Source organism: Kitasatospora sp. NPDC059577 (assembly GCF_042735475.1).
Classification (GTDB): Bacteria; Actinomycetota; Actinomycetes; order Streptomycetales; family Streptomycetaceae; genus Kitasatospora.
Genome location: NZ_JBHWBZ010000043.1, coordinates 1 through 13112 on the forward strand (window position 1 = coordinate 1; position 13112 = coordinate 13112).

A 13112-nucleotide genomic window follows, 5' to 3' on the forward strand; every position below is an offset into this window, starting at 1 on the left:
GGCGCTTAACCGTGCCCGGCTTTGGTGTCCCGGGGGCGCGGCTCGGCGCGGGGGGGCGGGGGACCGGGTCCCCCCGGGGGGGGGACCCCCCGGGGGGTGTGCAACACCCCCCGGGTGCCCGGCGGTTTGCCCCGGCCCGCCCCTCTGCACTGGGTCGGGGTGGCGGGATTTGAACCCACGGCCTCTTCGTCCCGAACGAAGCGCGCTACCAAGCTGCGCCACACCCCGGTCTTGCGGTTTGTCGCTCTGTCTCCTTCGCGACGAGTAGAACTCTACCGGACGCTCGCCGAGACACGAAATCCGGTTTCGGGCGGGCGTCCGGTGGGGGTCAGCGGGGGGCCGGGGTGAGGGTGAGGAGGGTGGCTTCCGGGGGGCAGGCGAAGCGGACGGGGGTGTAGCGGTTGGTGCCGCAGCCCGCGGAGACGTGGAGGTGGGAGCGGTGGCCGCCGGCGGTGTGGGTGGAGAGGCCCTTCACGCGGCGGGTGTCGATGTCGCAGTTGGTGACGAGGGCGCCGTAGAAGGGGATGCAGAGCTGGCCGCCGTGGGTGTGGCCGGCCAGGATCAGCGGGTAGCGGTCGGCGGTGAAGGCGTCGAGGACGCGCAGGTAGGGCGCGTGGACGACGGCGAGGGAGAGGTCGGCGTCGGGGGAGGGGCCGCCGGACACGGCGCTGTAGCGGTCGCGGCGGATGTGCGGGTCGTCGAGGCCGGTGAATTCGAGGTCGAGGCCGTTGACGGTGAGGCGGCCGCGGGTGTTGGTGAGGTCGAGCCAGCCGGCGGCGTCGAAGCCGTCGCGGAGCTTCTCCCACGGGTTGTGGACGGCGCCGGAGATGCCGCGGCCGGCGGTGCCGTCGGGGTTGTTCATGCCGTGGACGCCGCTGCGCATGGCCTGGAGGTAGCGCGCCGGGTTCTTGCGGGCCGGGCCGTAGTAGTCGTTGGAGCCGAAGACGTAGACGCCGGGGAAGTCCATGAGGGGGCCGAGGGCGTCGAGGGTGGCGGGGACGCCGAGCGGGTCGGAGAGGTTGTCGCCGGTGTTGACCACGAGGTCGGGGCGCAGGCCGGCCAGGCTCTTCAGCCAGCGCTGCTTCTTGCCCTGGCCGCTCACCATGTGGATGTCGGACACCTGCAGGATCCGGAGGGGCCGGGCGCCGCGGGGGAGGACGGGGACCTCGACCCGGCGGAGGCGGAAGGCCCGGACCTCGTACCCGGCGGAGTAGGCGAGGCAGGCGGCGCCGGCGGCGGCGATGCCGAGGGGAACGGAGTACAGCGGTCGCATCAGCCCATGCTCTCAGACGGTGGATCAGCCGGGGGACGTCCGGAGGGGTCGGCGGTGGCGGGGCCGGTGCCGGCGGGGGTGGGGGCCGGCGGGGGCGTTCCCGTGGAGTCGCGGCGGGCGCGCAGGGCACGGACCTTGTGGAGGTTGCCGCAGCGTTCCATCGAGCACCAGCGGCGGCGGCCGGGCCGGGAGGTGTCGACGAAGATCAGCCGGCAGTCGTGGGCGCCGCACTCGCGGACCCGGTCCGCGTGCGGGCCGGTGAGCAGGGCGATGGCGTCCCGGGCGAAGGTGGAGGCCGGCTGGGAGCCGTCGGCGGGCAGGGGGGCGGCGGCGGTGCCGTCGGGGGCGATCCGGGGGACCAGCGGGGGGTGCTCGGCGGCGCGGTTGAGGGTGGCGTGGTCCTCGGCGGTGCCCGGGGTGCCGTGGGCGCGGGCGGCGGCGAGGCGCCGGAGCGCGTCGCGCAGGGCGCGGGTGGCGGCGAGCTCGGGGACGGTGACCCGGACGGCGTCGGGGGGCAGCCGCAGGCGGGACCGCGGGAGCCAGGCGGTGAGGTCGTCGGGCCGGTGCAGCGCCTCGAAGCGGGCGTACTCGCCGGGGCCGCCGGTGGTGAGCAGTTCGAGGCAGAGGGCGCCGGGGTCGAAGTGGAAGTCGGTGCCCGCGCGGGTGGTGAGGACCAGCCCGGGCGGGGTGGTGCTCCGGTCGTGACCGTCGGCCATCCGGCCAGGATAGGTGTAACCGGGTGAACAGGTTACGGGCCCAGAGGTCGCGGAGGGGCACGGAGGGCCGCGGAGGGTCGCGGGAGGTGGACCGGGGGAGGACGGCAGGTGCCCGCCGGTACGGGCCGGCGGGCACCCGGGGGCGACGGTCAGGACGCCGGGTCGACGCCGACCTTCACGACCGCGTTGGCCTTGTCGACGAAGACGACGGCCGGCTTCAGGTCCGCGGCCTCGTCGTTCTCGACCGAGGCGTAGGCGATGATGATCACGGTGTCGCCCGGGTGGACCAGACGGGCCGCGGCGCCGTTGATGCAGACCACGCCCGAGCCGCGCTCGCCCTCGATGACGTAGGTCTCCAGGCGGGCGCCGTTGTCGACGTCGACGACGTGGACGAGCTCGCCGGGCAGCAGGTCGGCGTTCTCCATCAGCACCGGGTCCAGGGTCAGCGAGCCGACGTAGTGCAGCTCGGCCTGGGTGACGGTGGCGCGGTGGATCTTCGACTTCAGCATGGTGCGTCGCACGTTCTCAACCTCACAGGTGTGGATTTCGACAGGGCAGTACGGACGTACGGAAGTGCGGGCGGTTCGGCGGTTCGGCGGTGCGGCAGTACGGGCGGTGCGGCGGTACGGGTCGGTTCAGCGGGTGAGGCGGGTGAGGCGGGTGAAGGCGAGCGAGACGTTGTGCCCGCCGAAGCCCGAGGCGTTGCAGAGGACGGCGGCGGGGCCGGCCGGCAGTTCGCGCGGGGTGTCCCGGACGACGTCCAGCCCGAGGCCCTCCTCCGGGTGCTCCAGGTTGAGGGTCGGCGGGACGACGCCGTCGGACAGGGACAGGACGGCCGCGACCGCCGCGAGCCCGCCGGCGGCGCCCAGCAGGTGGCCGGTCATCGACTTGATCGCCGAGACCGGGACGGCGTCCGGTCCGAAGACCGTGCGCAGCGCCGCGGCCTCGGCCGCGTCGCCGGCCGGGGTGGAGGTGGCGTGCGCCTGGACGTGCCGGACCGCGGCCGGGTCGAGCCGGGCGTCGGCCAGGGCCCGGCGCAGCGCGGCGGCCGGGCCGCCGCCGTCCGGTCGCGGGCCGGTCGGGTGGTGGGCCTCGGAGGCCAGTCCGGCGCCCGCGAGGACGGCGTACCGGTGCGCCCCGCGGGCCCGGGCGTGACGCTCGCTCTCCAGCACCAGCACCCCGGCGCCCTCGCCGAGGACGAAGCCGTCGCGGTCCCGGTCGAACGGCCGGGAGGCGCGGTGCGGCTCGTCGTGGCGGCCGGAGAGGGCGCGCATGGAGGCGAACGCGGCGGCGACCAGCGGGTGGACGCCCGAGTCCGCGCCGCCCGCCACCACGACGTCGGCGCGGCCGAGCCGGATCAGGTCCAGCGCGGTGGCGATGGCGTCCGCGCCGGCCGCGCAGGCGGTGGCCGGGGCCGACGCCTGCGCCCGGGCGTTGACCTCCAGGGCGGCCAGCGCGGCGGTGTGATTGCCCATCAGCATCGCCACGGCGTGCGGCGAGACCCGGCGGGCCCCGCGGGTGCGCAGTTCCTCGTGGTTGTGCACGACGGTGTGCACGCCGCCGATGCCGGTGCCGAGCACCACCGCGACCCGCTCCGGGTCCGGGGCGCCGGGGGTGCCGGCCGGCCCGGTGTGGCCCGCGTCCGCCCAGGCCTCGCGGACGGCGGCCAGGCCGAAGGCACCGACCCGGTCCACCCGGCGGGCGAGCACCCGGTCCAGCAGCTCGCCGGGCTCAGCCGCGGCCCGTGCCGCGATCCGGACCGGGAGCTCGGCCGCCCAGGGTTCGTCCAGGGCCGCAACGGCTCCGCGCCCGGCGAGCAGCGCCGACCAGGTGTCCTTGGCCGTCGCTCCGAGGGGGGTGACCGCGCCGAGGCCGGTCACCACGACGGTGTCACCGCTGCGGTCGTCCGTCATGCCGACTCGGACTCCATGGCGGCGACCAGGCTCAGCGGCCGGATGTCGGTCCAGTTGCGCTCGATGTAGTCCAGCGACTCCTGGCGGCCGGCCTTCTCGTGGGCCACCGTCCAGCCCGCCGGGACCTCGGCGAACGACGGCCAGAGGGAGTGCTGCCCTTCATCGTTGCGCAGCACCAGGAACGTGCCGTCCGGGTTGTCGAAGGGGTTCTGCATCAGACTCGTGCCTTTCGTTGCGGGGCGCTCGGTGGGTCGTTCTACGGGTCGTTCTGCGGGTGGTGTGTGGGGCGGTGTGCGGGTCGCTCGGTGGGTCGGGCCGCGGGGGCCGCGGAGGCCGTGGGGCCGTGCAGCCATATCGGTGCGGCGGTCGGGTCCCGTGGCCGGTCGGGCCGGAGGGCGCGGTCAGCGGGTGTCGGGGTCCGCGAAGACCGTCCGGGTGGTGGTCGGGACGCACAGTGCGGCCAGGCGCCGCGGGGTGCGCTGTTGGAAGATCGCGCGGATGTCGACCGGGTGGCCGAACGCGGCCTCGATCCGGCCGGACAGCCGCAGCGCGGCCAGTGAGTCGCCGCCGCGGGCGAAGAAGTCGTCGTCCGCGTCCAGGGGTTCGGGTTCGGCGCCACCGGACGAGCCGGACGACCCGGACGACCCCGACGAGCCGGCAGGGCCCGACGACCCGGACGCGCCCGACGGCCCGGCCGGGCGGCCCGCCGCGCCGATCGCCTCGGCGGCCAGCACCGCCAGGGTGTCCCGGGCGGCCCGCAGGGCGTCGGAGTCGGGCAGCAGTTCGCCGACCTTCGCCGCCGGCCGTTCGGCGATCGCGTGCAGCAGCGTGACCAGCAGTTCGCCGGCCCGTTCCGCGATCGCGGCCGGGACCAGTTCCGGCCGGTGGCTGAGCGCGAGGTGCAGCCGCTGCTCCGGGGTGACGGTCAGCCGGACCGGGTAGTGGTACGGGTCCTGGCCGTAGGTGTCGGCGATCCGCAGGTCGCCGGACGACCGGCCGGGGGCGGGCGCCGTCCCGACCGCCTCGGCGGCGGCGTAGTTCTCGAACACCAGGCAGCTGTCGAAGAGCCGGCGCCGGCCGGCGGCGCGCAGGATCTCGCCGAGCGCCAGGTGCCGGTGCGGGGCGAGTTCGGTCTGCTCCCGGTGGAGGTCCCGCAGCAGGGTGTCCAGCCCGGTGTCCGGGTCCAGCCGCACCCGGACCGGCACGGTGGTGACGAGCAGGCCGACCAGGTCCTCGTGGCCGGGCAGTTCCGGGGTGCGGATCGACCCGGTGGCGCCGAAGACCGGTTCGGGGGCCCCGGTGAGGCGGTGCAGGGTGAGCGCCCAGGCCGCCTGGACCACCGTGTTGAGGGTGACGCCGTGTGTGCGGGCGGCCCGGCGGAGGGCTTCGGTGGTCTCCTCGGGGAGTTCCGCGGTGCGCCGCAGCGGTTGGGCGTGGACCCGCGCGGGGTCGCCGTCCGGTACGAGCAGGGTCGGGTCGGCACCGGACAGCGCCTTCTGCCAGGCGCCGCGCGAGGCTTCGGCGTCCTGCCGGGCCAGCCAGTCGAAGTGCCGGCGGTACGGGACGGTGTCGGGCAGGTCGGTGTCGTCGCCGTCGTGCCGGTACAGGTGGGCCAGGTCGCGCAGCAGGATCGCGCTGGAGCGGCCGTCGACGAGGATGTGGTGGAGCGTCAGCACCAGCAGGTGGCGCCGTTTGCCGAGGCGCGCCAGCAGACCGCGGACCAGCGGGGAGCGGGCCGGGTCGAACGGTTCCCGGCGTTCCTCGGCGAGGGTCTCGCGCCGCTTGGCCTGGTCGGCGCGGCGCAGGTCGAGCTCGCGCCAGGGGGCTTCGACGCGTTCGTCCAGGACCTGCACGGGTTCGCCGGAGGGCAGCAGGTCGAAGCGGGCGCGCAGGGCTTCGTGGCGCCGGACCAGGGTCCGGAAGGCGGTGCGCATCCGGTCCGCGTCCAGGTCGCCGTCGAGTTCCAGCACGGTCTGGACGGTGTGCAGGTCGGGGGCGCCGTGTTCGTAGCGGGCGTGGAAGAGCAGGCCCTGCTGGGTGGGGGTGAGCGGGAGGACGTCGGCGACCGGGCCGTCCTGGGCGAGGGCGTCCAGTTCGTCCTGGGTGATCCGGACCAGGGGCACGTCGGAGGGGGTGAGTCCGTGGGCCGCCGGGCGGGCGGCGAAGGCGGCGAGGGCGCGCAGTGCGGTGGTCCACTCCTCGGCGAGGGCCCGGACCTCGTGTTCGGCGAGCAGACCGGGGGACCAGGACCAGGTGGCGGTCAGCCGCAGGCCGCGGCCGCCGTCCTCGGCCACCGCGTTGACCTCCAGCGGGTGGGCCATCGGCTGGTCGGGGTGGACGGGCGGGGCGGCGGTCTCGCCGGCCGGGCGCCAGTGCGCCTCGGGGCCGGCGGTGAACCGGCCGAGGTAGTTGAAGGCGAGCTGGGGGTGGGGGAGTGGGCCGAGGGCGGCGCGGCCGTGGTCGTCGAGGTAGCGCAGCAGTCCGTAGCCGAGGCCGTGGTCGGGCACGCCGCGCAGCTGCTCCTTGACGGCCTTGAGGGCGCGGGCCAGGTCGGCGTCGTCGAGCGCGGCGGTGCCGGGGGTGAGCAGGACCGGATGCAGGGTGGTGAGCCAGCCGACGGTGCGGCTGAGGTCCAGGCCGTCGAGGTCCCGGCGGCCGTGGCCCTCCAGGTCGACGAGGAGTCCGCCGGTGCCCCGGGAGCGGGCGGCGGCCAGGGCGAGGGCGGTCAGCAGGACCTCGTCGGGGCCGGCGCGGAAGGCCGTGGGCAGGGTGGTGAGCAGCGCCTCGGTCTCGGCGGGGGTGAGTTCGACGGTCAGGCTGCGGGCGGCGCCGTGCACGTCGCGGGCCGGGTCGGCGGCGCGGTCGGTGAGCTGCGGGCCGGCCTCGGTGAGGGTGCGCCGCCAGTGGTCCAGCTGGGCCGTGACGTGGGGGCGGCCGGCGGCGTCGGCGAGGGTCTCGTACCAGCGCCGCAGCGAGGTGGGGACCGGGTCGAGCCGGGCGGGTTCGCCGGTGCCGGCGGCCTGCCAGGCGGCGTGCAGGTCGGGGAGCAGGACGCGCCAGGAGACGGCGTCCACGGCGAGGTGGTGGACGACGACGAGGAGGCGGCCGGAGGCGGTGCCGGCGTCGAACCAGACGGCCTGGAGCAGGTTCCCGGCGCGCGGGTCGAGCCGGTGGGCGGCCTCGGCGGCGTGTGCGGTGACGGCCGCGGCCAGGGCGTCCGGGGTGAGCCCGGCGACGTCGATCCGGCGGACGTGGTGGGCCGGGTCGCCGGTGCCGGCCGGGGGGACGGTCAGCGACCAGTCCTCGGCGAGCCGCATGCGCAGCGCGCCGTGCCGGTCGAGCAGGGCGCGGACCGCGCCGGTCAGTTGTTCCAGGCCGAGTCCGGGCGGCACGGTGAGCAGCGTGGACTGGTTGAACTCGTCGACGGGGCCTCCGAGTTCGCGGAGCCGGTGGACGATGGGCGGCGCCGGGAAGTCGCCTTCCCCGGCGTCGTGGGTGACCGGGGCGGCCGTGCCGGCCGCGGGGCCGGACAGCGTGGCGAGCGCGGCCGCCGTGCGGTGCTCGAAGACCTGCTTGGCGGTCAGTTCGAGGCCGGCGCCGCGCGCCTTGGCGACCAGCTGCAGGGAGGTGATCGAGTCGCCGCCGAGTTCGAAGAAGCCGTCGTGGACGGAGCGGACGTCGCGGTTCAGCACCTCGCCGAACAGCCTGACCAGCAGTTCCTCGATCCGGTTGCGCGGCGGGCGGCCGCCGGCGCGGTCCTCGGCCCGGTCGGGGACGGGCGGCAGCGCGGCGCGGTCCAGCTTGCCGTTGGGCGTGAGCGGGATCTCCGGCACGGGGACGAAGGAGTCCGGCACCATGGCGGAGGGCAGCCGGGAGGCGACGTGCTCGCGCAGTTCCGCGGCTTCGGCGGCGTCGTCCAGGACGAGGTAGGCGACCAGCCGGTCGGCCGGCGGACCGGCCTGGACGACGACCACGCAGTGCCGCACCGCCGGGTGCCGGCACAGTTCCGCCTCGATCTCGGCGGGCTCCACCCGCTGGCCGCGGATCTTGACCTGGTCGTCGGCGCGGCCGAGGTATACGAGTTCGCCGTCGGCGCCCCAGCGGGCGATGTCGCCGGTGCGGTACATCCGCTCGCCGGGCGCGCCGAAGGGGTCGGCGACGAAGCGTTCGGCGGTCACGCCGGGGCGGCGCACGTAGCCGCGGGCCAGGCTCGGTCCGGCGATGTAGACCTCGCCGGGCACGCCGACCGGGACGGGCCGCAGCCAGGTGTCGAGGACGTGCATCGCGGCGCCCGGGATCGCCCTGCCGATCGGGACGGCGCCGGGGGCGATCGGGTCGTCGGGGCCGCTGCGGAACTCCATGCAGCCGACGGTGGCCTCGGTCGGGCCGTACTCGTTGACGGCGGTGGCGGTCGGGTTGCCGGCCCGCCAGGCGCGCAGCATCGCACCGGACAGCTGTTCGCCGCCGACCACCAGGTCGCGGGTGGGCGAGAGCCAGGCGTGGGTGTCCGCGAGCAGCGGCATCTGGCTGGGCGTCACCTTGGCGAAGGTGGCCGGGCCCAGGCCGGCCGGGGCGGTCTCGGTGAGTTCGGCCATGTGCACCCGGCCGCCGGCGGTGAGGCCGCCGAAGACGCCGGTGACGGTGAAGTCGAAGGAGATCGGGGACTGCACGACCGCGGTCCCGGCGAGACCCGGGTAGGTGTTCCGGGCGAACTCCAGGTAGACGCCGACGGAGCGGTGTTCGACCTGGACGCCCTTGGGGCGGCCGGTGGATCCGGAGGTGTAGATCAGGTAGGCGCCGTTGCCGGGGCGCAGCGGGCGGGTCCGTTCGGCGTCGGTGACGTTGCCGTCCGGGTGCGGTTCGGCCAGGAGGTCGGCGGGCCGCAGTGCCTCGGCCGGGAGGTCGCCGGGGGCGCGGTCGGTGAGCACCGCGGCGGGCCGGGCGTCCCGGAGCATGAAGGCGATCCGTTCGGCCGGGAGGGCCGGGTCGATCGGCAGGTAGGCGGCGCCGGACTTGAGCACGCCGAGCAGGGCGACGACCAGGTCGGCGTCGTGCGGGAGCAGGACGGCGACCACGGACTCGGGTCCGACGCCGCGCGCGATCAGGGCGCGGGCGATCCGGTTGGCGGCGGCGTTGGCGTCCCGGTAGCTGAGCGTGCGGTGCCGGTCGGAGAGCGCGACGGCGTCCGGCGCCGCGTCGACCCGGGCCTCGAACAGCGCGGGCACGGTGGTCACGGGGGCGGGGCCGCGGGCCGGGACGCCGGGGACGGGCAGGGCGGCCCGGGCGGCGTCGTCGAGGAGGTCGAGGGCGGCCACCGGGGTGTCCGGGGCGGTGGCGAGGGCGGTGAGCGCGGCCTCCAGCCGGCGCAGCACGCCGCGGGCCAGGTCGGCGTCGAACACCTCGCGGCGGTGGGTGAGTTCGAGGATCAGCCGGTCGCCGGGGACGACCACCAGGCTGAGCGGGTAGTGGGTGGAGCCGCGGGCGCCGTTCGGGTCGGCGGCCACCAGGTCGTCGGCGACCGGGGAGATCCGCAGTCCGGCCACCGGTCGGGCGGCGCCGTCGTTGCCGCCCGGGTCGGCGAGCGCCAGGAAGGTGTCGAAGAGGGTGCCGTGGCCGGCGGTCCGCTGGATCTCGGGCAGCGGGAGGTGGTGGTGTTCGGTGAGCGCCGACTGTTCGCGCTGCACCCGGTCCAGCAGGGCGTGCAGCGGTTCGGCCGGGTCCAGGCGCACGCGCACCGGAACGGAGTTGATGAGCAGTCCGACCATCTCCTCGACCCGGGGGGCCGCGGCGGAGCGCACCGAGACGGTCTGTCCGAAGACGACGTCGGTCTTCCCGGTCAGCGAGGCGAGGGTGAGCGCCCAGGCCGTCTGGGCGACGGTGTTGAGGGTCAGGCCGCGGGCCCGGGCGGCGTCCCGGACGGCGGTGGTGAGGTCGGCGGGGAGTTCGGCGGTGACCAGGTCGGGGAGTTCCTCGGCCGCGCCGGTGTGCTCGGGGCCGGTCACGGTGGGCGCTTCGAGCCCGGCGAAGGCCAGCTGCCACGCCTGTTCGGACACCCGGGCGTCGCGCTTGGCCAGCCAGGCGAGGTAGCCGGTGGCGGGGACGGCCTTCGGCAGGGCGGTGTCGTCGCCGCCGGCCGCGTAGATCGTCACCAGGTCGCGCAGCACGGTCGACAACGACCAGCCGTCCAGCAGGATGTGATGATGCGTCAGGGCGAGGACGTGCGACTCGGGGGCGGTCCGGACGATCGAGAAGCGGATCAGCGGCGGGGCGCCCAGGTCGAAGCCGCGCAGCCGCTCCTCGGTGAGGTGGCGGGCCAGGTCGGCGTCCGCGGCGCCGTCCAAGTCGAGTTCGGTGACCGGCGCGGTGACCTTGCGGTGCACCAGTTGCACGGCCTGCCCGTTCTTCCGCTGCTGGAAGGAGGTGCGCAGCGCGGCGTGCCGGTGGACCACGGCCCGGCAGGCGGCGCGCAGGCGGTCCCGGTCGAGCGGGCCGTCCAGCCGCAGCGCGGCCTGGCTGACGTACGCGTCGACGCCGTCCTGGCCGAGCAGCGAGTGGAAGAACAGCCCCTCCTGCAGGGGCGCGAGCGGAAGGACCGCTTCCAGCGGTGAGTCGTGGGCAGGCACTGGGTGGTCTCCAACCGGGGCGGGTTGCGGTCGCGCGGTCCGCGGGCGACGTCCGGCGCGGACCGGCCGGGATCGCCGGGGCAGTGGGGCTGGGGCACATCAGAGGTGTCCGGGGCCGTCCGGCAGGCCCGCGTCGGCCATGCTTCCGGCTGCCGCGCGGCCCGGCCAGGCAAGTGCCCGGCAATCGGAATTGCATTCCAGCTGCCGATCGCGTGTAACGGTCTCCACCAGGGGAATTCGGTTCTGCGGAGGCGTCCGGAAGACGTCCCTATTCCACCGGCGGGGGCTGCAGTAGGGTGCCTCTGCGCCGATCTGACGAGGCCGCGCCCGTGCTCACGGCACCGGTGCCGACGCGGGCGCCTCACACACGATGGGATTTCCCCGTGAAAGACAACATGGTCGAGATTCTGACCGCAGCCGTTCTGCTGTTCGGACTTGTCCGCGAGTTCAGGGACCAGCGCTTAACCGCTCTCCTGTGGGTGCTTCCGCTGATTCCGATCGCGGTCGGAGCCCTCCAGGACGACCTGATCGACCAGCACCGGAGCGGCGCCTCGATCGGGCTCGGTGCGGCGATCACCGGGGTCGGTCTGGTGCTGGGCGTGGCGTACGGCGCGCTGCTCCCGCTGACCCGGGACGCCGCCGGGTACGCCGTGTTCAAGGGCGGCCTGTACGCGGTGGCGGTCTGGGCGGGCCTGCTGGTCTCCCGGACGGCCTTCTTCAAGGTCGGGCAGAACCAGGACATCCGGACCGGGTTCGGCTTCCTGGCCATCTCGTTCGGCGCGATGCTGTTGGCGCGCACGCTGGTCGTCACCGTCCGGTCCCGGAAGCGCGTGCCCGCCGGCTCGGCGGCCTGAGGCGGCGGGGCGGCGCTTCCGGGGCGGGCCGGGTCGGTCAGGCCGGCGTCAGGCTCCGGATGTCGCCGCCCAGGTCGCCGGCGGTCAGCGCCGCCCACATGACCCGGCGGCGCGGCTTGCCGCTGGAGGTGACGGCGAGGCCACCGCGCGGCACCTCGACGGCGAGCAGGTCGGCCTCGTTGCCGAGGGCCTCGGAGAGCACCGCGTGCGCGGCGGCCTGCCACTGCGGGTCGGGCTTCTCCAGGACGACCACGCCGGTCGCGCGGTCCTCGCGGTGGCCCAGCAGGACGGCCACCCGCCGCTGGGGGATGCCGAGTTCGTGCAGCTTGGCCTCCAGGCTCTCGGCGAAGACCATCTTGCCGCGGACCTTGACGCCGTCGCCGAGCCGGCCGACCACGTAGAGCTGGCCCTCGTGCAGGAAGCCGGCGTCGCCGGTGTGCAGCACGCCGCCGTCGAGCACCGTGCCGGAGGCCGTGCCCGCGGCGCCCTGGTAGCGGGTGCCGAGGGTGTTCCCGCTCACCAGCACCTCGCCGACCACGCGGTCCGCCACCTCGGCGCCCTCGTCGTCCACCACGGTGACCGTCACACCGCGCAGCGGACGGCCGCAGCCGACGAAGCGCCCGGCCTGGTCGCCCTCCAGGGTGACCTCGCTCCAGCCCTCGCCGATCGGCAGGCCGGTGACCGCCAGGGTGGCCTCCGCGCCGCCGTACGCGGGCAGCAGCGCGCGCCGGTCGAAGCCGTGCGGGCCGAGCAGCGCCTCGAAGCCCTCCAGGACCTGCGGGTCGATCCGTTCCGCGCCGAGGATCAGCGAGCGGAAGGAGGAGAAGTCCAGGCCCTCCAGCTGGGCCGGCTTCACCCGGTGCAGGATGTACGCCAGGCCGAAGTTGGGCATCGCGGTCAGCCCGACCTTGTTGTCGCTGATGCAGCGCAGGTAGCGCAGCGGGGACCGGATGAAGTCCTCCGGCTGCATCATCCAGCCGTCGCAGCTCATCGTGACGAAGTTGACCATGCAGCCGATCAGGCCCATGTCGTGGTGCACCGGCAGCCAGGAGGCGCCCGAGTACTCCGGGAGCCACTCCAGCCAACGGTGCATCGCGTTCACGTCGTTGGTCAGCGCCTCGTGGCCGACCAGGACGCCGCGGGAGCGGCCGCTGGAGCCGGAGGTGAACTGCAGCAGCGCGAACTCGGCCGGGGGGTACGGCTTCGGGGCCGGCTCGACGTCGGCGATGAAGGCGTCGAAGACCACCGGCTCGGGCAGGTCGAGCCCCTCGGTGACGGTGCGCACGGAGTTCCGCGACTCCTCGTCGCAGACGATCACCCGGGGCTGGGCGGTGTCGAAGAGGGCCCGCGCGTGCTCCGCGTACTCGCCGCCGCGCTGGAACGCGAACGGCGGCGCGATCGAGCACGGCGTGCAGCCCGCCGCGATGGCGCCGAAGAACGTCGCGACGAAGCCGGGGCTGCAGCGCTGGACCACGGCCACCACGTCGCCGTCCCGGGCACCGGCGGCGCGCAGGGCCTCGGCCGTGCGCAGCACCTTGTCGGCCAGCTCGGCGTAGCTGTGGAACTCCCAGGAGTCACCCGGACCGGCGAAGTGCAGGCCGCGCTCCTCCGAGGCCTCCTCGACCCAGTCCAGCAGGGCCCTGTCGGGGATGCTCATTGACCGATTCCTCCCAGATCCTTGCATTCTTCCGAGCAACGTGGCTGCCGCCCAGGCCGCATCCTCCGGTTCGTAC

General features: G+C 75.3%; 8 protein-coding genes and 1 tRNA gene. 1 reads left to right on the forward strand and 8 read right to left on the reverse strand.

Features of this window, described 5'->3' with window-relative positions; translation table 11 throughout:
• Positions 1-154 precede the first annotated feature (154 nt).
• The 7 genes from ACFV0O_RS27675 to ACFV0O_RS27705 all read right to left on the reverse strand — a co-directional run bounded on the left by ACFV0O_RS27675 (position 155) and on the right by ACFV0O_RS27705 (position 10525).
• A tRNA-Pro gene (locus tag ACFV0O_RS27675) sits at positions 155-228 on the reverse strand.
• A gap of 100 nt (positions 229-328) precedes the next feature.
• Positions 329-1273, reverse strand: a complete 945-nt coding sequence (locus ACFV0O_RS27680; protein WP_360253655.1) for a metallophosphoesterase — start codon at positions 1271-1273, stop codon at positions 329-331.
• Positions 1273-1989, reverse strand: a complete 717-nt coding sequence (locus ACFV0O_RS27685; protein ID WP_380346312.1) for a CGNR zinc finger domain-containing protein — start codon at positions 1987-1989, stop codon at positions 1273-1275. Before ACFV0O_RS27685 ends, ACFV0O_RS27680 begins: the two co-directional genes overlap by 1 nt.
• Before the next feature lie 149 nt (positions 1990-2138).
• Positions 2139-2510, reverse strand: a complete 372-nt coding sequence (gene panD / locus ACFV0O_RS27690) for an aspartate 1-decarboxylase (protein ID WP_189913070.1) — start codon at positions 2508-2510, stop codon at positions 2139-2141.
• A 114-nt stretch (positions 2511-2624) separates the two neighbouring features.
• A complete protein-coding gene (locus ACFV0O_RS27695; RefSeq protein WP_380346315.1) occupies positions 2625-3902 on the reverse strand; it encodes a beta-ketoacyl-[acyl-carrier-protein] synthase family protein in 1278 nt (425 codons plus the stop codon).
• Positions 3899-4117: an MbtH family protein gene (locus tag ACFV0O_RS27700; RefSeq protein ID WP_360253648.1), complete on the reverse strand. Its 219-nt coding sequence runs from the start codon at positions 4115-4117 to the stop codon at positions 3899-3901. Before ACFV0O_RS27700 ends, ACFV0O_RS27695 begins: the two co-directional genes overlap by 4 nt.
• Before the next feature lie 186 nt (positions 4118-4303).
• A complete protein-coding gene (locus tag ACFV0O_RS27705) occupies positions 4304-10525 on the reverse strand; it encodes an amino acid adenylation domain-containing protein (protein WP_380346316.1) in 6222 nt (2073 codons plus the stop codon).
• 383 nt (positions 10526-10908) lie between these two features.
• On the opposite strand from ACFV0O_RS27705, the gene ACFV0O_RS27710 reads away from it, so the two are divergent.
• Positions 10909-11379 (forward strand): hypothetical protein, encoded by a 471-nt coding sequence (locus tag ACFV0O_RS27710; RefSeq protein ID WP_380346318.1) that lies wholly within the window; start codon positions 10909-10911, stop codon positions 11377-11379.
• Positions 11380-11416: 37 nt separating this feature from the next.
• Here ACFV0O_RS27710 and ACFV0O_RS27715 read toward each other — a convergent pair whose 3' ends face one another.
• The gene (locus ACFV0O_RS27715; RefSeq protein ID WP_380346319.1) at positions 11417-13036 is read right to left on the reverse strand and encodes an AMP-binding protein; all 1620 of its coding nucleotides are present in this window, start codon (positions 13034-13036) and stop codon (positions 11417-11419) included.
• Positions 13037-13112 lie beyond the last annotated feature (76 nt).